The organism is Mesorhizobium sp. P2_B11, assembly GCF_056404855.1.
This window is the reverse complement of sequence record NZ_JBFUDF010000001.1, coordinates 32440-55266: the sequence shown is the minus strand read 5'-3', so window position 1 is coordinate 55266 and position 22827 is coordinate 32440. Positions and strand designations below refer to the sequence as shown.

Annotated in this window: 19 protein-coding genes and 1 riboswitch; of the genes, 11 read left to right on the top strand and 8 right to left on the bottom strand. The window is 63.1% G+C overall.

The features are described from left to right. Window positions 1–168: 168 nt before the first annotated feature. The gene (locus AC1DYJ_RS00225; RefSeq protein WP_477278916.1) at window positions 169–2958 is read left to right on the top strand and encodes an autotransporter family protein; all 2790 of its coding nucleotides are present in this window, start codon (window positions 169–171) and stop codon (window positions 2956–2958) included. Window positions 2959–3240: 282 nt separating this feature from the next. On the opposite strand, the gene AC1DYJ_RS00220 is transcribed toward AC1DYJ_RS00225, so the two are convergent. Then, window positions 3241–3864: a LysE family translocator gene (locus tag AC1DYJ_RS00220; RefSeq protein ID WP_477278914.1), complete on the bottom strand. Its 624-nt coding sequence runs from the start codon at window positions 3862–3864 to the stop codon at window positions 3241–3243. A 228-nt stretch (window positions 3865–4092) separates the two neighbouring features. On the opposite strand from AC1DYJ_RS00220, the gene AC1DYJ_RS00215 reads away from it, so the two are divergent. The 6 genes from AC1DYJ_RS00215 (at window position 4093) to AC1DYJ_RS00190 (ending at window position 10209) form a co-directional block, all read left to right on the top strand. Then, on the top strand, window positions 4093–4857 hold the full coding sequence (locus tag AC1DYJ_RS00215; RefSeq protein WP_477278912.1) for a L,D-transpeptidase: 765 nt from the start codon (window positions 4093–4095) through the stop codon (window positions 4855–4857). Window positions 4858–5035: 178 nt separating this feature from the next. Beyond that, on the top strand, window positions 5036–6202 hold the full coding sequence (locus AC1DYJ_RS00210; protein WP_477259685.1) for a diphosphate--fructose-6-phosphate 1-phosphotransferase: 1167 nt from the start codon (window positions 5036–5038) through the stop codon (window positions 6200–6202). Next, window positions 6202–6966 carry an MBL fold metallo-hydrolase gene (locus tag AC1DYJ_RS00205; RefSeq protein WP_477278910.1) on the top strand — a complete coding sequence of 255 codons (765 nt, stop codon included), beginning with the start codon at window positions 6202–6204 and terminating at the stop codon, window positions 6964–6966. Before AC1DYJ_RS00210 ends, AC1DYJ_RS00205 begins: the two co-directional genes overlap by 1 nt. 239 nt (window positions 6967–7205) lie before the next feature. Beyond that, complete coding sequence (locus AC1DYJ_RS00200; protein WP_477278908.1) at window positions 7206–8732, top strand: DegQ family serine endoprotease; 1527 nt, start codon at window positions 7206–7208, stop codon at window positions 8730–8732. Window positions 8733–8854: 122 nt separating this feature from the next. Then, a complete protein-coding gene (locus AC1DYJ_RS00195; protein ID WP_477278907.1) occupies window positions 8855–9466 on the top strand; it encodes a molybdopterin-dependent oxidoreductase in 612 nt (203 codons plus the stop codon). Beyond that, window positions 9463–10209: an FAD-binding oxidoreductase gene (locus AC1DYJ_RS00190; RefSeq protein ID WP_477278905.1), complete on the top strand. Its 747-nt coding sequence runs from the start codon at window positions 9463–9465 to the stop codon at window positions 10207–10209. The genes AC1DYJ_RS00195 and AC1DYJ_RS00190 overlap by 4 nt, the downstream gene beginning before the upstream one ends. Before the next feature lie 67 nt (window positions 10210–10276). Here the strand turns inward: AC1DYJ_RS00190 and AC1DYJ_RS00185 are convergent, their stop codons facing one another. Together AC1DYJ_RS00185 and AC1DYJ_RS00180 are read right to left on the bottom strand one after the other, a co-directional pair. Next, on the bottom strand, window positions 10277–11377 hold the full coding sequence (locus AC1DYJ_RS00185) for an FAD-binding oxidoreductase (protein WP_477278903.1): 1101 nt from the start codon (window positions 11375–11377) through the stop codon (window positions 10277–10279). A 22-nt stretch (window positions 11378–11399) separates the two neighbouring features. Beyond that, window positions 11400–12647 carry an aromatic ring-hydroxylating oxygenase subunit alpha gene (locus tag AC1DYJ_RS00180; protein WP_477278901.1) on the bottom strand — a complete coding sequence of 416 codons (1248 nt, stop codon included), beginning with the start codon at window positions 12645–12647 and terminating at the stop codon, window positions 11400–11402. A 118-nt stretch (window positions 12648–12765) separates the two neighbouring features. After that, window positions 12766–12967, bottom strand: a riboswitch (cobalamin riboswitch). Window positions 12968–13469: 502 nt separating this feature from the next. Between AC1DYJ_RS00180 and AC1DYJ_RS00175 the strand changes: the two genes are divergently transcribed. The 3 genes from AC1DYJ_RS00175 to AC1DYJ_RS00165 all read left to right on the top strand — a co-directional run bounded on the left by AC1DYJ_RS00175 (window position 13470) and on the right by AC1DYJ_RS00165 (window position 14268). After that, entirely contained in the window at window positions 13470–13673 is a 204-nt protein-coding gene (locus AC1DYJ_RS00175) for a DUF680 domain-containing protein (protein WP_477278899.1), read from the top strand. Between the two features lie 80 nt (window positions 13674–13753). Beyond that, complete coding sequence (locus tag AC1DYJ_RS00170) at window positions 13754–13960, top strand: DUF680 domain-containing protein (RefSeq protein WP_477278897.1); 207 nt, start codon at window positions 13754–13756, stop codon at window positions 13958–13960. A gap of 71 nt (window positions 13961–14031) precedes the next feature. Next, the gene (locus AC1DYJ_RS00165; protein WP_477278895.1) at window positions 14032–14268 is read left to right on the top strand and encodes a DUF680 domain-containing protein; all 237 of its coding nucleotides are present in this window, start codon (window positions 14032–14034) and stop codon (window positions 14266–14268) included. Between the two features lie 76 nt (window positions 14269–14344). Here AC1DYJ_RS00165 and AC1DYJ_RS00160 read toward each other — a convergent pair whose 3' ends face one another. The 5 genes from AC1DYJ_RS00160 to AC1DYJ_RS00140 form a co-directional block, all read right to left on the bottom strand. Continuing rightward, window positions 14345–15457: an ABC transporter ATP-binding protein gene (locus tag AC1DYJ_RS00160; RefSeq protein WP_477278893.1), complete on the bottom strand. Its 1113-nt coding sequence runs from the start codon at window positions 15455–15457 to the stop codon at window positions 14345–14347. 65 nt (window positions 15458–15522) lie between these two features. Beyond that, window positions 15523–17184 carry a beta-galactosidase BglA gene (bglA, locus tag AC1DYJ_RS00155; RefSeq protein WP_477278891.1) on the bottom strand — a complete coding sequence of 554 codons (1662 nt, stop codon included), beginning with the start codon at window positions 17182–17184 and terminating at the stop codon, window positions 15523–15525. Window positions 17185–17189: 5 nt separating this feature from the next. After that, the gene (locus tag AC1DYJ_RS00150; RefSeq protein ID WP_477278889.1) at window positions 17190–18344 is read right to left on the bottom strand and encodes a carbohydrate ABC transporter permease; all 1155 of its coding nucleotides are present in this window, start codon (window positions 18342–18344) and stop codon (window positions 17190–17192) included. A gap of 1 nt (window position 18345) precedes the next feature. After that, window positions 18346–19359, bottom strand: coding sequence for a carbohydrate ABC transporter permease (locus AC1DYJ_RS00145; protein ID WP_477278888.1), 1014 nt, complete (start codon window positions 19357–19359; stop codon window positions 18346–18348). A gap of 260 nt (window positions 19360–19619) precedes the next feature. Beyond that, a complete protein-coding gene (locus AC1DYJ_RS00140) occupies window positions 19620–20975 on the bottom strand; it encodes an ABC transporter substrate-binding protein (RefSeq protein ID WP_477278886.1) in 1356 nt (451 codons plus the stop codon). Window positions 20976–21339: 364 nt separating this feature from the next. Here AC1DYJ_RS00140 and AC1DYJ_RS00135 point away from each other — a divergent pair, with 364 nt between their 5' ends. Next, window positions 21340–22362: a substrate-binding domain-containing protein gene (locus AC1DYJ_RS00135; protein ID WP_477278884.1), complete on the top strand. Its 1023-nt coding sequence runs from the start codon at window positions 21340–21342 to the stop codon at window positions 22360–22362. The last annotated feature ends 465 nt before the right edge of the window (window positions 22363–22827 follow it).

The following is a 22827-nucleotide window of genomic DNA, read 5'->3' as shown; positions in this document are numbered from 1 at the left end:
GCGGGCGCGCCAAGCGAAGTCTGGACCAATCAATACTGGAGTCCAGTTCAACTAGTTTCGTAGTTCATCAACCATGAGGGGCAGAATAGGCTTTGTAAAATCTGGCGGATTATGTCTTCATTGCGGCGCCGGGCGGGGAGCTTGAAATCGCGAATCGAGAGGGACGCGATGCGGCACCTGAAGAACCAGCCTGCGGACAGTTGTTCGCGGGATACGGAGGGAGCAGTTGCTTTGCCGCCGCGAAAGCTGCGTCATCCACATCCATGGTTAATTAGCGTTCTCTCAACTACGGCACTGGCGTTGCTGCCCAATTCTACGGCCTTCGCCGCCTGCGCGCTGGTCCTGCCGGCCGGGAATACCGCCTACATCTGCGACAGCGGCGATTCGGGCGGCAGCCTCACCGACACCAGCGGCGACAACACACTGACCTTCCCCACCGCCGGCACCGGACAGATCAGCGGCAACGTCACCTTCGGCACCGGCATCGACCGCATCGACATGCAGTCCGGCACCATTACCGGCACTGTTGACCAGGGCGGCGGCACGGATTTCTTCACCATCGGCGGCGGCACCGTCGTCGGCAATGTCCAGCAAGGCGCCGGTATCGACGATTTCAACATGAGCGGCGGCCAGATCGGTTCGCTGAACCAGGGCGACGCACTCGACACCTTCTTCATGAGCGGCGGACGCATCGTCGATTTCTTCGACGACGGCGACCGCGCGGTGATGACCGGTGGTCGCATCGGCCGCGTCAACATGAAGCTCGACGACAATTTCTTCAACATGTCCGGCGGCACCATCGACCGCAACCTCGTCACCGGCTTCGGCAACGACACCATCCTTCTCTCGGGCGGTACCATCGGCGGCAACATCAGCGTCAGTGGCGGCACCGACAGCGTAACGGTGACCGGCGGTACGGTCGGCGGCGACGTGCTGATGAGTTTCGGCACCGACAACTTCGTCTGGAACGGTGGCGGCATCATCTATGGCATGGTCGATCTCGGCGGCGACATCGACACCGCGAAGCTGAGCAACCTCACCAACGCCAATCTCGGCGGCACCGATGCGATCACCGGTGGCGCCGGCGCCGACACACTCACCTTCGACAACGTCAAGCTGGATGGCATCAGCCGCGTTCAGAACTGGGAAACCATCAACGCCACTGACGACACGGAATTGACGTTGGACAGCAATCTCGTGCTCGGCGACAGCGCCACCGGTACGGGCGCACTCAACGTCGACGCTTCCAGCACTTTGTTCGGCGGCGGCTTCAACAGCTCGATCGAGGCGTTCACCGCCGGCCAGATGGCGTCGGTCGGCAATGCCGGCCGCATCGACCTGACCAATGGCGGCTCGGGTGTGACTGACCGGCTGACGATCAGAGGCAATTATGTCGGCCTCGGCGGCCTGCTGCTCATCCAGACCGAGCTCGGCGACGATTCCTCGGATTCGGACAGGCTGGTGCTGTCGGGCGGCACCGCTTCCGGCACGACAGGCATTGCGGTGGTCAATGTGGGCGGCGCCGGGGCCGAGACCACCGCCAGCGGCATCATGGTCATCCAGGCGGAAAACGGCGCCACATCGGGGGCCTCGACGTTTGCGCTGGCTGCACCCGTCGCCGCCGGCGCCTTCGAATATTATCTGTTCAAGGGCGGTGTCACCGCCGGCACTGAAGAAAACTGGTATCTGCGCTCGACCCTGACCACACCGGCGCCGCCGGCACCTGCACCGCCGCCGCTCGAACCGACGCCGACGCCGGAGCCCGAGCCACCGGCGGTCGAGCCGCCGCCTCCGCCGCCATCCGAACTGCCGCCGACACCGCCGCCGAGCGATGGCGACATCAACAATCCGCCGGTCGATCCGACACCGCCGGTGCAGCCCGCCGATCCGGAGCCCGAACCGCCGCCACCGCCACCTCCGGCGCCGCCGGCCGACCCGCCGCCACCGCCACCAACCGTGCCGACCGATATCCCCGATCTGCCGACCCCGGCGCCGGGTGAAGAAATCCTGCTCTACCGTATCGAGGTGCCGGTCTATTCGGCCTTGCCTCCGGTGGCCGAGCACCTGGCGATGAGCATGCTTGGCACATTCCACGAACGGCGCGGCGAACAGAGCCTGTTGTCGAACGCCGAGATATCGCCAGTCTGGGGGCGCATCTTCGGTCAGGACACCAAAATGGCCTGGTCGGGAACGGTGTCACCATCCTTCGATGGCACGCTCTTCGGCCTGCAGGCCGGCTTCGATGTGTTCGGGCGCGAGACAGCGTCAGGCAGCGTCGATCGCGCCGGCCTGTTCATCGGCTATGGCAGCATGAATGGCGATGTGCGCGGCCAGGCGCTGGGTCAGGACGGCCTCTCCGTCGGCGGCATCGATCTCGGCGGCACCAGCGTCGGCGGCTACTGGACACGCATCGGTCAGGGCGGCTGGTATCTCGACGGCGTGCTCATGGCGACCTTCTTCAGCGGCTCGGCAACCTCGTCGCGCGACATCGGCATCGACATCGACGGAACCGGCATCACCGCCTCGCTGGAGGGCGGCTATCCGACCGCGCTGGCGCAAGGCTGGACGCTCGAGCCGCAGGCGCAACTGGTCTGGCAGCACCTGTCGCTCGACGATGCCACGGACCGTTTTTCGTCGGTCTCCTTCGATCTCGACGACCAAGTGAGTGGCAGGCTCGGGCTGCGGCTGCAGGGTGAGACGGTGCTGAACGGCATCGCGCTGCAGCCTTACCTCAAGGCCAATCTCTGGCATGATTTCGGTGGCACCGATCACGTCAATTTCGGCGCCACCGACATCTCGACCGAAGGCAAGTCGACATCGCTGGAATTCGGCGGCGGCGTGGTCGCCAAGGTGACCGACAAGGTCAGCCTCTTCGCCACCGGCGACTACACCACCAATCTCGGTGGCGACAAACGCCGCGTGCTCGAGGGCAATCTGGGCTTTAGCGTCAAGTGGTGAAAGCCAAGGCCGGCATTCCAGTGATGTCGGCCTGCAAGCAAATAGAGAAGTCTGCGCTGCCCCTCATTGCCCTGCCGGGCATTTCTCCCCGTAAACGGGGAGAAAGAGGCTGACCGCAACCTCGGCGCCACCTTCTGCAACGCAGATGATTGGCGAAATCGTCAAATGCGAGCGTCCTTCTCCCCGTTCACGGGGAGAAGATGGCGGCAGCCAGATGAGGGGCGGCGCCGACGTCAAATATGCTAACTCTGATCGTCGGCCTTGGTTCAGAAAGCCTCGACCTTAGCGTCCCGAGCGCATCGCCACCGTGGCGATCCCCGCGCCGACCAGCAGCGTGCCGCCGGTGCGGTTGAAGATGCGGATCGCCTTGGGGTTGCGCACGACATTGCGGGCGCGCGCCGCAATCAGTGCGTAGCCGAAGGCATTGGCGAAGGCGAGCGCCAGGAAGGTGGTCTCGAAGATCAGCATCTGCGGCCAGAAATCGGCCTCGCGATTGAGGAACTGCGGCAGGAAGGCGACGAAGAAAGTGATGCTCTTCGGGTTGAGCGCGGTGACCAGCCAGGCATGCGCCATCATCTTGGCCGCGGACACGGCGTCGTTGCGCGGTTCGGCTTTCAGCGCACCGCCAGCGCGGAACAGTTTTATGCCGAGATAGATCAGATAGCAGGCACCGATCAGCTTCAGGACGGTGAACACGGTCGCCGACGCGGCCAAGAGCGCGCCGATGCCCAGCATCGACAATGTCATGGCGGTGAAGTCGCCCAGCGCCACGCCGACCGCCATCGGCAGAGCGGTGCGCCAGCCCTGGCCCAGCGCGTAGGACACGACCAGCAGGATGGTTGGGCCGGGAATGATGAGCAGAACGGTGGAGGCGGCGGCGAAGGCAGCCCAATTTTCGAACGACATCTTTGTCTCCTTGAGCGCAAAGAAAAGGATAAATCCTTGGGCTCGCCGGAATGTAAAGAGCCATCCCAAAAAATTCGCGGCGGACCGGTTTGCCCCATCTGCGGAGTTGTTCAAAAAACAGGGTTAAGGCCCGACCGAACGCCTTCATGCTTTTTCAACCATGTTTGGCGAAACTGCCCGCTATCCGGCCGGACCGTGTTTCCCGCCGACAGCGTAGGGTTTGGGTGTATGCGTGAGTTGCCGCAGAATCTGACGCCGCCAAATGGCGACGCAATCGAAACCGAACATCTCTATTCCCGCCGCTTCGTCCTGACAGGGGCCGGCGCCATGGCGCTGATCGGCATGGCCGGCTGCAGCACCGCGACGCTAGAACTGCCGCAATTGCAGTTGGACGATACGGTCACCGGCTCGGTGCGGCCGATCCGCCCGGCGATCAGCGTCGACAAGAATGTCACCGGCCCCGACATCATGTATGCCGCGCTCAACGATGGCGGCTTCGAGGTGCCGGCCGTGCCCTACCAGAAGGTCAAGCCGGAGTTCCGCCGCCAGATCGTCGTCAACGAAACCGGCGAGGCGCCCGGCACCATTGTCGTCCATCTCAACGAACGCAAACTCTACCTCGTACAGGAGGGCGGCGACGCCATCCGCTACGGCGTCGGCATCGGCAAGGACGGCTTCCGCTGGTCCGGCCGTGCCAACATCCAGTACGGCAAGGAATGGCCAGTGTGGACACCGCCGCCGGAAATGATCCAGCGCAAGCCGGAACTGGTGAAATGGCAAAACGGCCAGCCCGGTGGCCTGACCAATCCGCTCGGCGCGCGTGCGCTCTACATCTACCAGGATGGCAAGGACACCGGCTATCGCATCCATGGTTCACCCGAATGGGCGAGCATCGGCCAGGCGATGTCGTCGGGCTGCGTGCGCCTGATCAACCAGGACATCATCGACCTCTACAGCCGCGTCTCCAAGAAGAACCCGGTCGTCGTCGTCTGATCCTTCTGCGGCGGTTTGGCGCCGCTCTTGTCTGAGCATGATCTCTGGACAAACGGGAACCGTTTGTCCGAGAAAACCGGTTTCCACTTTTCGGGATCATGCTCTTGTTCTCCCGTTGCGCGATGCGGCAAGACAGGCCAAGGTGCCTTGAAAACCATCACGCCGGGAGAGATCAAGCATGGCTGGAACGTTTGTCATCGCACAGGGCGGCGGCCCGACCGCCGTCATCAACCAGACGGTTGTCGGCGCCACGCTGGAAATCCGCAAGCGCCATCCCGGCGCCAAGGTGCTGGGCTCCATCCATGGCGTGCGCGGCATTCGTGACGGCAATTATGTCGACCTCTCCGCCATCCCCGAGGATCGGCTGCGGCTGATCGCGGGAACGCCGAGTGCCGCCCTCGGCTCAACGCGCGACAAGCCGGATGCCGCCTATTGCGAGGTCATCCTCAACGGCCTGAAGAAAGCCGGCGCCGACGCCTTCATCTATATCGGCGGCAACGACACGTCGGGCACCCAGCAGATCCTGACCGATGCCGCCGGCGGCAGCATCGCTTTCGTGCATGCGCCAAAGACCATCGACAATGATCTCGAGGAGAACGACCACACGCCGGGCTTCATCTCGGCGGCCGAGTTTGTTGCCGGCGCCTTCCTGTCGGTCGATCTCGATTTTCGCGCTTTGCCCGGGATCTATGTCGGCATCGTCATGGGCCGCCACGCCGGCTTCCTGACAGCCGCCGCCGCCGCCTGGCAGCTCGATCCTGACAGCGGTCCGCACCTCGTCTACGTGCCGGAGCGGCCGTTCTCGGCCGCCGGCTTCATCGATGACGTGCGCGCCTCGCTCGACCGCCACAAGCGCTGCATCGTCGCCGTCTCCGAAGGCGTCAGCACCGCCGACGGCAAGGCGCTGGTCGAGAGCCTGGTGCCGCCGGACAAGCTCGAGCGCGACGCCCATGGCAACGTCAAACTGTCGGGCAGCGACCTGCCGGCGGCGCTGGAACGGGCGCTGGCCGAAGGCCTGCCAGGCAAGCGGGCGCGGGTCGACGCATTGGGCTACATGCCGCGCGGCTACATCGGCGCGATCAGCGCCGTCGACGCGCAGGAAGCTTTCGATGCCGGCGCCTTCGCGGTTGCCGTCGCCGGCGAAGGCGGCGGCTCGGTGGCGCTGCAGTATGACGGCAGCAAAACCGTGCTGAAGAAGGTGCCGCTGAAGAACGTCGCCGGCAAGACGCGTCATATGCCCGACGATTTCATGAAGCCCGACGTCAACCAGTTGTCGGAGGCTGGCATGGCCTATCTGAAGCGGCTGGTGCCGGAAAAGTACAAGGTCGGAAAGCCCTTCGTCTGATGGGCGACCGTTTTGGCGGTGCCCGTTTTGGCGGCGAACGTGTTGTCGGCGACTGGTTCGGCAAGACTGTCATCGATATCAGGACAACGATGCTGACAGAGCCGTTCGTGCACGATTTCGTGCGCGCCAACATCTGGCATTTCAGAGGACGCGATGCCGACCTGCTGGTCGACACCGGCATGGGCATCTGTCCGCTGGCGCCTGAGATCGACACACCTGAGGGTAAGCCGCTCATCGTTGTGGCCACCCACATTCACCTCGACCATGTCGGCTCGCTGCATGAATTCCCGCTGCGGCTCGGGCCAATCCAAAGCGCCTCGACCTTCAGCACCATGGATGAGGCCGTCACCTACGCCTACATGTTCACCAACCTCGACGGTGCCGTCTCGAAATTGCCGGCGCCGGGCTGGACGGCGGCCGACTACAAGATACCGCCGGCGCCGCTGACGCGCACACTGGACGAAGGCGATGTCGTTGACCTCGGCGACCGGCAGTTCCGTGTCCTGCATCTGCCCGGACATTCTCCGGATTCAATCGCGCTGTTCGATGAGGCCGACGGCCTGTTCTTTGCCGGCGACGCCATCTACGATTCCATGCTGATCGACGACCTGCCGGACTCCTCCAAACCCGATTATCGCCGAACCATGCAGCGGCTGATCGAGCTGCCTGTCCGTCTCGGCCATGGCGGCCACGGGCCGAGCTTCGACGGCGCGAGGATGCGTGAGATCGCCAGCGCCTATCTCAGGCGCACACAGGGCCGGTGAAGGCCGCTGAAGGCTGGCCACCCGCTGCCGTCTAACGGAAATGTGATCGGATATTAAATCTTCGTAAGATGGCGCAGAAACCCTAAATCGGGCCGATCCGCACCCTAGATGCAGGGCTGTCGATCCGGCCGGCTGCCATGCCAGGCGAGACGGGCAACCGCGACCGCCGACACGCCGATGACTATTCCGCCCGGGAATGAGCCACGGCGCCGGATCATTTCTCGCCCGGACAAACGACCATGTCAGACATACTTCGCAGACATCGCGTCGCGGCCTTGCTGGGCGCTGCGCTGATCGTCAGCCCCTTCGTCGTGTCTTTCGCTCAAAGCGCAAGCAACGCCGTCGCGACAACCCAGACTCCTGTCGCCGGCATAGCGGCGCCCAACGGCTCCTTTGCGCCGATCGTTGCCATCGCCAAGCCGGCGGTGGTGACCGTCACCACCGTCATGAAGGCGCAGCCACAGGACATGAGCGATGAGCAGCCCTTCAGCGGCAATTCGCCCTTCGACGACTATTTCCGCCAGTTCTTCGGCGACCAGGGCATCCCGATGCCGAAGACCCCGCCGCAGCAGGCGCAGCGGACTGAAGCGCTCGGCTCCGGCTTCATCGTCGACGCCGACGGCACCATCGTCACCAACAACCATGTCGTCGACGGCGCCACGTCGATCAAGGTCACGCTCGACGACGGCACCGAGCTCCCCGCCAAGCTGGTCGGCCACGACGCCAAGAACGACCTCGCCGTGCTCAAGATCAAGGCGGACAAGCCGCTGCCGACGGTCAAATGGGGCGATTCCGACAAGCTCATGCCGGGCGATCAGGTGCTGGCGATCGGCAATCCGTTCGGCATCGGCACCACGGTCACCGCCGGCATCGTCTCGGCGCGCGGCCGTGACCTCAACAGCGGGCCCTTCGACGATTTCATCCAGATCGACGCGCCGATCAACCATGGCAATTCCGGCGGACCGCTGGTCGATGTCGCCGGCAATGTCGTCGGCATCAACACGGCGATCTATTCGCCCAATGGCGGCAGTGTCGGCGTCGGCTTCGCTATTCCTTCGGACCAGGCACAAAAGGTCGTCGCCAAGCTGATGAAGGGAGGCAACATCCAGTACGGCTATCTCGGCGTGCAGATCCAGCCGGTGACGCCGGATGTGGCTGGCGCCGTCGGCCTCGATCATCCTGGCGGAGCGCTGGTTTCCGAGGTCACCGAGGGATCGCCGGCGGCAAAGGCCGGCATCAAGACCGGCGATGTCATCACCAGCTTTGCCGGCGAAGCGATCAAGGATCCCAAGGACCTGTCGCGCGCCGTCGCCGATGTCGCGCCCGGCGCCAAGGAAACGCTCGATGTCTGGCGTGGCGGCAAGACGGTGCAGATCTCCGCCGATGTCGGCCGCAACAATGACGATGTGAAGACCGCCTCTACCGGGGGCGACAATCAAAAGCCTTCGGCCGGCCAGGCGCTTCGCGTGCCGTCGCTCGGCCTTGGCCTGACCGATCTCACGCCCGATATCCGCGAGGAGCTGAACCTGGCGTCCAACCAGCGCGGCGCCGTGGTCGAGCGTGTCAATCCGGACAAGGCGGCCGCCAATGCCGGCCTGCAGCCGGGCGATGTCATCGTCGCCGTCGACCAGTCTCCGGTGCGCAACGCAAGACAGGCCAACCAGGCGATCGCCGAGGCCGGCAAATCGGGCCGCAAGTCGGTGCTGCTTCTGGTCGACCGCGGCGACGCGCAGATCTTCGTCGCCGTGCCCTTCGCCGCCGGCTGAGCCATGACGCGGCAGGCTCGCCAACCACTCGCGGGCCTGCCGTGTCACCCAAAATTCCTGTTGCCCGATCAGGCATCTTCGAGAACACTGCGGCTGCATCCCCAGCAGACGGACACGTCCCGATGGTCACTCGCGGTTTCTCCTCCGGTCGAAAGCCTCCGACAGAGACGGATGCTCGCATCCCGCCCGGGCAATATCTCGAGCAGGGTTTTCCGGTGCTGTCGGCAGGGCCGACGCCGCGCGTGCGCACCGAGGAGTGGTCGTTCACGCTCAAGCACGGGCCGCGCCCGATCAAGAAATGGAACTGGGCCGAGTTCAACGCACTGCCCTTGACCAAGATGACGCGCGACATCCACTGCGTCACCGCCTGGACCAAGTTCGACACCGCATGGCAAGGCGTGCTGGTCGACGACATTCTTGCCGATGCTGGTATCGAAGCGCCGACCGGCTTCCTGCTGGCGCATGGCTATGATGGCTACACCACCAACGTGCCGGCCAAGGACCTCACCACCGGCAAGGCGATGGTGGCATTGCTCTATGAGGGCAAGCCGATCACGGCCGACCATGGCGGCCCGGCGCGGCTTCTGGTGCCGCATCTCTATTTCTGGAAGTCGGCCAAATGGCTGAACGGGCTGCAGTTCACCGAACGCGACGAGCCGGGTTTTTGGGAATTGCGCGGCTATCACATCTATGGCGATCCGTGGCGCGAGCAGCGCTATAGCAGCGATCCATGAGCGAGGCCGCATCGCCGCAGTCGCCCTGGCAGACGGCCACAATCACCCGCATCGAGATGCGCACGCCGCGCGTCACCAGTTTCTTCTTCGCGCTGTCACGGCCTTTTGCCTATCGCGCCGGACAGCATGTCGATGTCAGGCTGACGGCGCCGGACGGCTACCAGGCGCGCCGTTCCTACTCCATCGCCTCGGCACCGGAGTGCGGCGCCACGATCGAGCTGGCGATCGAAAAACTCGAGGACGGCGAGGTCTCGCCCTTCTTCCACGAGGTGGCGGCGGTCGGCGACGAGATCGAGCTGCGCGGGCCACTTGGCGGGCATTTCGTCTGGTCCGACAGCGAGGGCGGGCCGTTGCTCCTGGTCGGCGGCGGCTCCGGCGTGGTGCCGCTGATGGCGATGGTGCGTCACCGGGCCTTGCGCAAATCCACGGTGCCGGTCGCGCTGATGTTTTCGGTGCGGGTCTGGGACGAGGTGATCTTCCGCGACGAGCTGATCGGCCTCGACGACCGCCGCGACGGTTTCGACCTGGTGCTGACGCTGACGCGCGAGGCCGCACAGCGTCCGTCCGACTATTCAAGGCGCATCGACACGGCAATGGTCATGCAGGCGCTCACACGGCTGCCACAACCGCCGGCGCTTGCCTTCGTCTGCGGCTCGAACGCCTTCGTCTCGGCCGCCGCCCAGGCGCTGATCGACACCGGCATGTCTGCGGACATCATCCGCACCGAGCGGTACGGCGTCTAATGCATGTCGCCCAGAAGTGTGCAGCGGTTCTGGGACAACGACATGCATAAAAACAAAGCGGCGACGCTCAGGCCTCGATTTCGAGCGCCGACAGCGGTTTCGAGCAGCAGGCGAGAATGAAGCCGTCATCGATCTCGTGGTCGAGGATGCCGCCATTGTGGCTCATCTCGACATCGCCGGAGACCTTCTTCACCTTGCAGGTGCCGCACAGGCCGAACTCGCAGGCGGCCGGTATGCGCACGCCTGAGCTGCGCGCTGTCTGCAGCACAGTCTGCCCGGCGACGCAGTCGGCGTCGACCTCCGAAAGCGAGAAGCGGATCGGGGTCACAGCTTCGACAGGAACAGCAGTGCCGTCTTCGCCGGGTGAGGCAAACGGCGCCGGCACCTCCTCCACCGCGGGCGTGGCAAAGCTCTCCTGATGATATTTCGTCATGTCGAAGCCGGCGGCGTCCAGCATGCCGCGCACGGCGCGCATGAACGGATCGGGGCCGCAGCAGAAGATCTCGCGTTCGCGGAAATCGGGCGCCAGCAGCGGCAGCCGGATCGCGTCGATGCGGCCCATATGGCCGTACCAGCCTTCACGGCTCGAGCGTTCCTCGATCATGAAGCCGAGCGACAGGCCGGGCATATGGCCACCAAGCAGTTCAAGTTCCTTGCGGAAGATGATCTCTTCCGCGCGCCGCGCGCAGTTGACGAAGCCGACATCCGTCCATGGCGCACAGTCGTTCAGCCAGCGCAGCATCGACATCATCGGCGTCACGCCGGAGCCGGCCGAAATGAACAGATATTTGGCCGCGGGGTGGCTGTGCAACGAGAAGTCGCCGGCCGGTCCATAGGCCTTGACGTGGGAGCCGGGTACCAGGTTCTCGAACATCCAGCGTGTGCCGATGCTGCCGGCTTGCGCCTTCACCGTCACCGCGATCGAAAACGGCCGCGACGGCGACGACGACAGCGTGTAGGTGCGCATCAGCGGCCCGTCCGGTGTCGGCAGCTCCAGCGTCACGAACTGGCCCGGCTTGTAGCGGAACCAGGTCTGGTTGTCGGAGCGGAAGGTGAAGGTCTTGACGCCGGGCGCCTCGTCGCTGACGCCGATCACCTCCAGCACCTGCAGCCTGTCGTTCCATGGCGCCATCTGGTCGAGATGGCGATAGAGCCCAAGATCCGTCATCGCATTCATCCTTCAACCTCTCTTAGGCGACGCTGCGCAGCGCCGGCCGCCCGCCTTCGACAAGGCGCGGGCCAATGAAGGCCGCGTACCATTCGACGAACTGGATCACGCCGCCTTCATGCAGCTCCGAATAGGGGCCTGGCTCATAGGCCGGCGACAGGATGCCGAAGGCGTTTTCCTCGACGATGCGGCGGTCCTGGTCGTTGGTCTCGGTCCAGACATGGGTGAGCTCTTCAAGGTTGTAGTCGACACCCTCGACCGCATCCTTGTGCACCAGCCACTTGGTCGTCACCGCGGTTTCGGTGGCGCTAATCGGTAGCACACGGAAGGTGACGGCGTGGTCGCCGAGGATGTGGTTCCAGGTCGTCGGATAGTGGTACAGCAGCAAGGAGCCGATGCGGTCGGTCGCGACGCTGTCGGACAGGTTCTTCTTCACCGCCCGCTTGCCGGTCATCGTGTAGCTGACCGCATCGCGCAGGAGCGGCGCGCGGGTGGCGCGGTATTGTCCGGCAGGATCGATGCGGAATTTGCTCGGCAGGCCCGCCTCCTCGCATTTTGCCCAATGCGCCAGCATCTCCGGGTCGCTGTCGGCGCCCTGCACGCCGGTCACGGTCGGCGCTTCCGGGAAGGTCTTGCAAAGCTCGGGATGATTGCCGGCGCAGTGATAGCACTCGCGGTTGTTTTCCCAGACCAGCTTCCAATTGCCCTTCTCGATGATCGTGCTCTCGAAGGCGACCTTGGCTTCGCTAAGCCGGTGCGGCTTGAGGTACGGTTCGATCATGGCGCGCATCGGCGCGAAGTCTGCGGGTTCTTTCGCCAGGCAGATGAAGATGTAGCCGGCCACACTTTCGCAGGCGACCGGCTTCAGGCCGAACTGGCTCTTGTCGAAACCCTCGGCCATCTGGCGGGCGAACAGCAGGCGGCCATCGAGTTCGTAGGTCCACTGGTGATAGGGACAGACGAGCTTTGCCGCCGTACCTTTCTCGGTGTTGCAGACGCGGCTGCCGCGATGGCGGCAGGAATTGTGAAAGGCGTTGATGTTGCCCTTCTGGTCGCGGACCAGCACCACCGGATAGTCGCCGATCTGCACGGTGATATAGCTGCCGGGCTTCGGCAGTTCGCAATCATGGCCGATGAACAGCCAGTCGCGATACCAGATCAGCTCCATGTCGAGCTTGAAGTAGTCCGGGTCGGTGTAGAAGGGCTGTTCGAGCGAAAAGCCTTGCTTGCGGCCGTTCAAGAGCCTCAGCATGTCGTTGCGCGCATCCATAGTTCTGTCCTCGTGGTTTAAGGACTGAACTTGGTGGTGATGGAGGAAGGATCGGCCGCAGGCCGGCGGTGACGCCGGACATGCACTATCCACCTCTTGACCGCCCACCGCGATCAGTCGAGTTCAAGCATCTCGGGCTGGTTTCCGGGCTCTGGAGTTGTCCTTGCGGACCATCGCGACACCTTCCCAGGCTATTGCCCAGTGGTCTCCCGTTGCGACTTGGACTCCACCACCGTTGCGGGGGCAGCGCCGGATTCTGACCGGCTTCCCAATTCTCCGCTGCGTCGTCACGAAGCGGCACCTGAGATGTGATCATCTAATCACGGCAGCGATCGCGACATCGGCATGAATGCGACATCGTCTCCATGCGGCGCGACACGCGCGACAAACGCGGGCGGCCGACGATTGTGGGGCTGACGGCGCTGTTTTCGGGACAGATCGCGGCCATCGCAAATCACCTCGAATCAGACTGTCGACCAACGAAAAAACCGTCAACAGTATCGAAAAGTGACTATTAGCAGTTTCTAAAATCGAACCGAACGGTTCGTTTCTGTTGACAATGCGTGCAGGACGGTGTGAACGCTGACGCCCGGACACACTCAGTGAGCCGAATGGCGCTTTCACATAAACCTTTGTATTATTTACATAAAATAAGATGATAGGCATGCTTATGAAAATTACAAGAGGCGAAGTTGCGGCCTGGTTGGAACAACTTCGTGATTGGAAACCAGCCTACGGCTTTCCCACATCGGGGCTGTCCGAACGACGCGAATTCCTCCCAGGACACGCCGCTAGACGGACAGCAAAACTGGAGTACCAAAAATGAAAAAGATCATCCTCACTGCCGCCGCCGTTTTGGCCATCACCGGCAGCGCCTTCGCTGGTGGCGACAATTATGGTTCCAATGGTGCGAACCAGCCCGCTGCCGCGGTTGACAGCTCGTATACGGCTTCCATTCAGAAGTCGGCGCCCGCTGACAAGCAGCCCATCGTTCAGGGCAGCGACCGCAACCTCTTCGGCCGTTAACAGCTGATCCCGATCCAAACAACAGAGTCGCGGCACGTCCGTCGCTCTTGGGATCTCGAAGATATTCAGGAGTATTTAAAATGAAAAAGATCATCCTTGCTGCCGCCGCCGTTCTGGCAGTTTCCGGCAGCGCTTTCGCCGCCAGCGACAACTATGGTTCGAATGGCGCCAACCAGCCCGCGGTTACGTCGACCGACAATAGCCACACCGCTTCGGTTGAGAAGTCGGTTCCGGCCGAGCAGGTCCCAGCTCAGAGTTCCAACCGCGACCTCTACGGCAACCGCTAACAGCCGATCCCCAGCATGTGGCGGATTTGTCCGTCACTGCTGGCGACATCGCAAAATTCAGGAGACTTGAAATGAAGAAGATCATTCTTGCCACCGCAGCCCTTCTGGCTGTTTCGAGCGCTGCCTTCGCGGCCAGCGACCATTACGGCTCCAACGAAGCCAACCAGCCGGCCGCTACCTCGGTCGACACCACGCGCACGTCGTCGTTCAACACCAGCTCGCCGGTCTACAAGCTGTTGAACTCGTCAGGCGACGTACAGAAGTCGGCCCCCCAAGGCAGCGATAGGAACCTCTTCGGCAACCGCTAACAGCCGAAGCTGGTAATAAAAAAGAGCGGCGGGCCTGGCCCGCCGCTTTTTTTGATACCGGTACGGCGCGCCGATCTCAGGCCGCCTTCACTTCCAATGGCTTGAGCGAGAAGGAATGCCCGTCGGCATCGAAGATGTGCAGGTCGCCGGCGTCCGCAGTCAGCCGCAGCTTTGCCCCGCGCTTGACCTCGACATTGCCGGGCAGCTTGGTCACCAGCGGCAGGTCGGCACGGCCGATGTCGACATAGACCAGCTGGACCTCGCCGAGCTGCTCGACATAGTCCACCACGCCCTCGAACAGATACTCCGTGCCGGTGGCGACCGACAGATCCTCCGGCCGCACGCCGAAGCTGACCGCCGCACCCTTGGCGGACGCCGGCGTCGCGATCGGCACCGTGGCCTTGCGGCCGCCGACATGGCTGACGATGGTCGGATTACCGGTATTGTCGATCGTCGCCGGCAGGATGTTCATGGCCGGCGAGCCGATGAACTGGGCGACGAACAGATTGCCGGGCTTCTTGTAGAGGTCCATCGGCGTGCCGACCTGCTCGATATGACCGTCCTTCAGCACCACGATGCGGTCGGCGAGCGTCATCGCTTCGACCTGGTCGTGGGTGACGTAGATCATCGTCGTGTTGGGCATCGATTCCTTGAGCTTGGCGATCTCGATGCGGGTGGCGACGCGAAGTGCGGCGTCGAGGTTCGACAGCGGCTCGTCGAACAGGAACACTTTCGGGTTGCGCACGATGGCGCGGCCGATGGCGACGCGCTGGCGCTGGCCACCCGACATCGCCTTGGGCAGGCGGTCGAGATATTTGGTCAGCTGCAGGATCTCGGCCGCCTGCTTCACCCGCTTGTCGATCTCAGCCTTGCTTTCCTTGCCGATCTTCATCGAGAAGGCCATGTTGTCGTAGACCGTCATATGCGGATAGAGCGCATAGGACTGGAACACCATGGCGATGCCGCGCTTGGACGGCGGCACATCGTTCACCACCTCGCCGGCGATCTTCAACTCGCCGGAGGTGATCTCTTCAAGCCCGGCGATGGACCGCAGCAAGGTCGACTTGCCGCAGCCGGACGGGCCGACAAAGACGATGAACTCACCCGACTTTATGTCGAGGTCGATGCCATGGAGAATGTGCAGATTGCCGTATGATTTCTTCACTTGTCTCAGTGTGACATCGGCCATGATTTCCTCCCAGTGATTTCCCTAGAGAACCCAGATTTCCTCAAGAAATTCCGTTTCGTCAAAACTCAGTCGATACGCCCAAACCAGGCGCCGTAGCCGCCGAGGCGGATGGAGCCTGTGCCGGATTGTCCCGAAAAACCGTGCCCGGCCAAGGGCTGCAGCGCTTGGCCGAGATCGACCTCGGCCGGCCTGCTGCCCAGATTGAAGACGCAGACGATCTGCTCATTGCCCTCGCGGCGGGTGAAGGCGACGGTGTCGCCCTCGCTTTCGATGAATTCGATGTCGCCTTTGGCCAGCGCCGGATGCTGGTGGCGGAAGCCGAGAAAGCGCCGGTAGTGCTCGAGCAGCGAGGCGGCGTCACCCTGCTGCACGTTGACCGCTTGCGACAAATGCTTGCCCGGAACCGGCAGCCAGGGCTTGGCCGTCGAAAAGCCGGCATTGCTGGCGGTTGCGTCCCACACCATCGGCGTGCGGCAGCCGTCGCGGCCCTTGAATTCGGGCCAGAAGCGGATGCCGTAGGGGTCCTGCAGATCCTCGAACCTAAGCTCGGCTTCGCCCAGCCCAAGCTCCTCGCCCTGATAGAGGCAGACCGAGCCGCGCAGCGACATCAGCAGCGCCGAGATGACCTTGAGATAGGCGGCCGGATCGGCCTCATCGGCGGCCCAGCGCGAAGCCGGACGCATCACGTCATGGTTGGAGAAGGCCCAGCATGACCAGCCGTCGCTGGCGACCCTGCCGAAGGCTTCCAGCACCTGGCGCACCTTGGCGGCGCTGATCTTTTCCGGCGCCAGGAAGTCGAAGGAATAGCACATGTGGACGCGCTTGCCGCCGGCCGTGTAGGCGGCGACCACTTCCAGCCCGCGCTGCGAATCGCCGACTTCGCCGACGGCGGCGGTCGCCGGATATTCGTCGAGCAGCGCCCGGAACCGTTCGAGAAAGGCAAGGTTCTCCGGCCGGCTCTTGTCGTAGATATGGTCCTGGTAGTTGTAGGGATTGACCGCAGGTGCGGTCTGGTCGTTGCGCTCTTCCGGCGGCAGCGGCGGATTGTTCTCCAGGCCCTGGCTGTGGAAGTAGAAGTTGATGGTGTCGAGGCGGAAGCCGTCGACGCCGCGCTCCAGCCAGAAGCGGGTGACGTCGAGCAGCGCGTCCTGGACTTGCCTGTTGTGGAAGTTGAGGTCCGGCTGCTCGGACAGGAAATTGTGCAGATAATATTGCTGGCGGCTGGTGTCCCACTGCCAGGCCGAGCCGCCGAAGATCGACAGCCAGTTGTTGGGCGGAGTGCCGTCCGGCCGGGCGTCGGCCCAGACATACCAGTCGGCCTTCGGGTTGGTCCGATTGGCGCGGCTTTCCTTGAACCATGGATGGATGTCGGCGGTGTGCGACAGCACCTCGTCGATCATCACCTTGAGGCCAAGGTGATGGGCTTCCGCCACCAGCGCATCGAAATCGGCAAGCGTCCCGAACATCGGATCGACGTCGCAATAGTCCGAGACATCGTAGCCGAAATCCTTCATCGGCGACTTGAAGAAGGGCGAGATCCAGATGGCGTCGACACCGAGCGAAGCGATGTAGGGCAGCCTGCGGATGATGCCCTTGAGGTCGCCAATGCCATCGCCATTGGAGTCCTGGTAGGAGCGCGGATAGATCTGGTAGATCACCGCGCCCCGCCACCAGTCGCGATCGACGGCGAGATCGGGCTTCGAGGTCGCCTTCAAAGCGGATTGCATCAGTCTCAACCTCCTTTGACCGAGCCGGCCAGCAGCCCGCGGACGAAATAGCGCTGCAGCGAGAAGAACACGATCAGCGGCACGATGATGGTCACGAAGGCCGATGTCGTCAGGATCTCCCAGTCGCCGCCGCGCGACCCGAGCAGCGCGTTGAGCCTGGCCGTCAGCACGATCTGATCCTGCTCGGTGCCGAGGAAAACCATCGCCACCAACAGATCGTTCCATACCCACAGGAACTGGAAGATGGCGAAGGAGGCCAGCACCGGGAACGACAGCGGCAGCACGATCTTGACGAAGATCTCGAAATCGCTGGCGCCGTCGATGCGCGCCGATTCCATGATCTCGCGCGGCAGGCCGGCAATGTAGCTCCTGAGCAGGTAGATGGCGAAGGGCAGGCCGAAGCCGGTATGCGCCAGCCAGATGCCGAGATAGGTCTTGGACGGCACGCCGAAGAAAGTGCCGACACCGTTGTAGAGTTTGAGCAGCGGGATCAGCGACATCTGCAGCGGCACGACCAGCAGGCCGATGATGACCGCGATCAGCAAGGCGCGGCCGGGAAAGCGCATCCAGGCCAGTGCATAGGCGGCGAAGGCTGCGATCAGGATCGGGATGACGGTCGCTGGAATGGTGACGGTCAGCGAGTTCATGAACGAGCGGCCGATGCCTTCCGAAAACAGCACCGTCTTGTAATTGTCGGTGGTGAATTTCGGTGGTGCCGACGAGGCATAATAGAGGCGCTGGCCACGGTCGCCTTCGAAAGCCTTGGGCGAACTCATGACGAACGTGCCGTCTGCATTGACCTGCAAGGTGACGCCGTCGCCGAGATCGGCCGATGTGCCGGCCGGATACTGCGTGGGTGCAGCCGACTTGACGCCGAAGGCGCTGATGTTGCGGGCAGCACCCTCACCGAAGATGTTGCCGGCAAGCACGAACTTGCCGTCTTTCTCGACCTGCGCCGAGGCCGGCGGCAACCGACCGGCTTCGGTCTGGCTGGAGCTGGAGAACGAATTCCACCAGCCCGACGCGATGATCTGGTCCTTGTCGCGCAATGACGAGACAAGGATGCCGAGCGTCGGCACGGTCCAGATGGCAACGAAGATGAGCACGGCGATGTGGACGCCGAAACGGCTGGCAAAGGACTTTCCGGTCGCGACGGCCATCTCAATGTCCTCCCATCTCTTTGTTCGCCTGGCGGATGTTCCACACCATGATCGGGATGACCGCGATCATGATGATGATGGCGATGGTCGCGCCACGGCCGAAATCGCCGCCGCCGCGGAACATCCAGTCGAACATCAGATTGGCCAGCACCTGGCTGTTCCACTGGCCGTTGGTCATGGTCAGCACGATGTCGAACACTTTCAACACCAGGATGGTGATGGTGGTCCAGACCACGGCGATGGTGCCCCAGATCTGCGGCACCATGATCTTCCAGAAAATCTGGAACGGATTGGCGCCGTCGATAACAGCCGCTTCCAGCGTTTCTTCAGGGATACCGCGCAATGCCGAAGACAGGATGACCATGGCAAAGCCGGTCTGGATCCAGATCAGGATCACCATCAGGAAGAAATTGTTCCAGAACGGCAGCGATATCCAGACCTGCGGCTGGCCGCCGAAATACTGGATGATGGCGTTGAGCAGGCCGATCTGGACCTGGCCGTCGCCGCGATATTCGTAGATGAATTTCCAGATCACGCTGGCGCCGACGAAGGAGATGGCCAGCGGCAGGAAGATCAGGCTCTTGGCGATGGTGCCCCACCAGATCTTGTCGGTGAGCACGGCGATGATCAGCCCGAGGAAGGTGCAGGCCGCCGGCACCACCGCCAGCCAGATGATGTTGTTGAGGATCGAGCTGCGGAACTCGCGGTCGCCGAAGGCCCATTGATAGTTGGCGAACCAGACGAAACTGGTGCCGTCGCGGTTGAAGAAGGACAGCCACAGCGTCGCCACCACCGGATAGATCAGATAGACGGTGAGGATGATCATCGCCGGGCCGACGAACAGCCAGGGACGCACCAGCCCTTGCCGGCGCAGATTGTCGATGGCGGCCGCCCCGGAAACACCGCGCGACGGGAATATCAGGTCGACCAGCTTGTTGGCGCCCCAGAAATAGGCGACGCAGCCGCCGACGCCGATGATGATGACAAAAATGGCCGATAAGATCTGAGCAGCCATGGGTCCCTCTCCCTGCGCATGATCGGCCGGGCTTTGAACAGCCCTGGCGATGTGGCGATGCGCCGATTTAAGTTATTCGGAACGAACGAACGCAAATCGGTCCGGCGTCATGCATGTCGCTCAAAAGTGGTCACGGTTTTGAGGGAACGATATGCATCAAAATTGAAAGCCGCCGGTCGGATCCGGGCCAAAAGGCCCGGATCCAGTCTGTGGAGGACGTTCTAAAAACTGCAGCCTGCGCGGCTGCTGATTGGCGCTGATTACTTGATCGCGTCCCAGCTCTTCTGGATGTCGGTTGCGACATCCTGGGCCGACTTGCCGCCGACCAGATCGATCATACCGGTCCAGAAGGCGCCGGCGCCGATCTTGCCCGGCATCAGGTCCGAACCGTCGAAGCGGAAGGTCGAGGCGTTGGCCAGGATATCGCCCTGCTTGCGCAGCGCGTCGCTGGCATAGGCGTCCTTGTTGACCGACTTGAACGGCGTCACGAAGCCGCCCTGGGCCATCCAGATTTCATGCGCCAGCGGCATCTTCAGGAATTCGATGAAGGCGCGGGCGCCTTTCGAATCCTTGGTGATCATGGCGAGCGTACCGGCGCCAAGCACGGGCGTGCCAAGCTCGGGCTTCGAGGCATAGGGCGGGAAGTAGAAGAAGTCGGCGTCCTGCCCCACCTTGGTGCCTTCCGGGAAGAAGGTCGGGATGAACGAGGCCTGATGGTGCAAATAGCATTTCGGCGGCACCGAGAAGAGGCCCTTCGGGCTGTCGCGGAAGTCGGTCGCGGCAACCGCCTTGGCGCCGCCATCGACCATTTTGTCGTCGGTGGCGATCTTGCCGAAGATGTCGATGGCGTTGACCACCGCCGGGTCGTTGAACGGGATCTCGTTCTTCACCCACTTGTCGTAGACGTCAGGCGCCTGGGTGCGCAGCATGATGTCTTCGACCCAGTCGGTCGCCGGCCAGCCGGTGGCGCCGCCCGATCCGAGGCCGATGCACCACGGCGTGCCGCCGTCGGCGATGATCTTCTTCTCGAGATCGGCGAGTTCTTCCTGGGTCTTGGGAACCTTGTAGCCGGCTTCCTCGAAATTGTCCGGCGAGTACCAGACCAGCGATTTCACGTCGGCCTTGTAGGGGAAGGCGAAGAAGCCCGGCTTGCCGTCCTTGTCTTTGAAGGTGCCGAGATCGACCCATGACTGGCCGGCGCCGTAATTGTCCTTGACCCATTTGGCGGTGTCGTCGCCCAGCGGCGTCAGCAGGCCCTTGGAGGCCAGGTCCTGGATCAGGCCCGGCTGCGGCAGCACGGCGATGTTGGGCGGGCTGCCGGCCTGAGTGTCGATGACGATCTGCTGTTCGTAATTCTCCGACGAGGAGTATTTGATCTCGGCGCCGGTGGCTTCCTGGAAATATTCGAGAACCGTGCGGATGAGGCCTTCATCCTCGCCGCGCCAAGGTCCGAAGATGGTCAGCGTCTCGCCCTTGAGATCGACCTTCTTCAGCTCTTCGTAGTTGGCCCAGTTGAAGCGCTTGTCTTCACCCGGCTTGAATTTCAGTTCGGCTTGCGCCGGCAGGCTCAGGGCGAGCGTTGCAAACGCGGCGCCAAGCAGAAGCATCTTCTTCATCGGTATTCCTCCCAGTGATCACATACACCCGGACGGAACCTCCATTCCGTCCGCCGACGCCGCAGGACTGTGACTCACTCGGAAAGGAACCGCAACCTTTCGAAAGAGTCTTCCAAAGCGCTTTGGTCCTTTTGATCTCGCCACTGAATCCGACGGAAGTCAAGAGGGTAGCGGGCTAATCGATTTAATTTCAGGCGACAACACTTTGAAAAAGTGCGCTGCAGCATAGTTTTTTGGCGATGCAGCAGCAGATTATGCTTCAAACTGGCCGGACCAGTGCGTATGGTCCCATGGTTCGATCGCGCCATTCATGGCGCCGTGCGGATTCGAAATTAAAAGCGCTTTGAGGCTTGGAGGCCTCCCGGTGAACCTGAAGCAGCTCTCCCATATGCTGGCTCTGTCGCAGACAACGGTCAGCCGTGCGCTGAACGGCTATCCGGAGGTCAACGAGGAAACCCGCCGGCGCGTGGTGGATGCCGCCAAACGCCACGGCTACCGGCCCAACCCGAGCGCGCGCCGGCTGGCCACCGGCAAGACCGGCATGATCGGCTATGTCCTGCCGACCGGCACCTCGGTCGATATCGATCCGCATTTCGTCGAATTCCTCTCCGGCCTCGGCGACTATGCCCGCTCGCATGAACTCGACCTCGTTCTGTCGCCGGCCGATGCCGACGACCAGGAGACCACCTATCGCCGCATCGTCGCCAACCGCCAGGTCGACGCCGTCTACATCTCTTCGCCACGGCCGGCCGACCGGCGGGTGGCGCTGGTCAATACGCTGGGCATTCCCTTCATCGTCCATGGCCGCAGCGACGGCTTCGACTTCGACTACCCGTTCACCGACATCGACAATGAGGGCGCCTTCCACGAAGCGGCCCGGCTGCTGGTGCAGCTCGGTCACCGCCGGCTGGCCCTGATCAATGGCGACGACCGCGAGACCTTCGCCATCCACCGTGAGCGCGGCATGCGCCGCGCGCTGGCGGCCAGCGGCCTGACGCTCGGCGAGCGCCATGTCTGCTCGGTGACGATGACCGAGGAGAACGGCTATCGCGCCGCCCGTCGCCTGCTCGAACAGAGCGAACCGCCAACCGCGATCGCCTGCTCCAGCCTGATCATGTCGCTCGGCGTCGTGCGCGCGGTGCGCGACCTTGGCCTGACCATTCCCGGCGACCTGTCGCTGATCGCCCATGATGACGTCTTCCCATGGCTGAAGCCGGAGAATTTTTCCGTGCCCTTGTCGACGACACGCTCGTCGATCCGCCTCGCCGGCGCCCGCGTCGCCGAGCGGCTGGCGGCGCGCATTTCCGGCCTTGAAGAAGGGGCACGAGGCGAGGTCTGGCCGGTCGACCTGGTGGTCAGGGGTTCGGTGGCGGGCGCGCCGGTGTAGGCCGGAACTCTCGATGGCTGGCAGTGACCATAGTTCGACCCTCTGTCGTCGAGCCGATAGGCGCTCGTTATTTTACTGCGGTGACCCTTCCCGCCGCGTCGAGGCGACATATGACTCTCGCCTGTCGCACTTGGATTTTGCCTTGGCGTGCATACTGTATTCGCACCTCGATCGGCGCCATCAACGCAGCGTGACGTTGGCGCATTGGACCGGCACTTACCGCCGACACACGCAAGGCGCCAAGCGGCGTCGCGGCAGACGCGATCGCCGCTCGGCAGGTGTTCACGACTGCAGGCGGCGTCCCGGGTTTCGCTTTCAGGGATACCAGGGGCCCAAAGGGATAGCCCGTGATAATCCTACCGAGCTCGCCGCGCCCGGCTTTGGATGGCTTGAGGGTGGATGGCAGGTCGATGGCGCGTGTGGCGCTATTGGCCGAAACAACGGCAGTGTTGTCTGGGGCCGGGC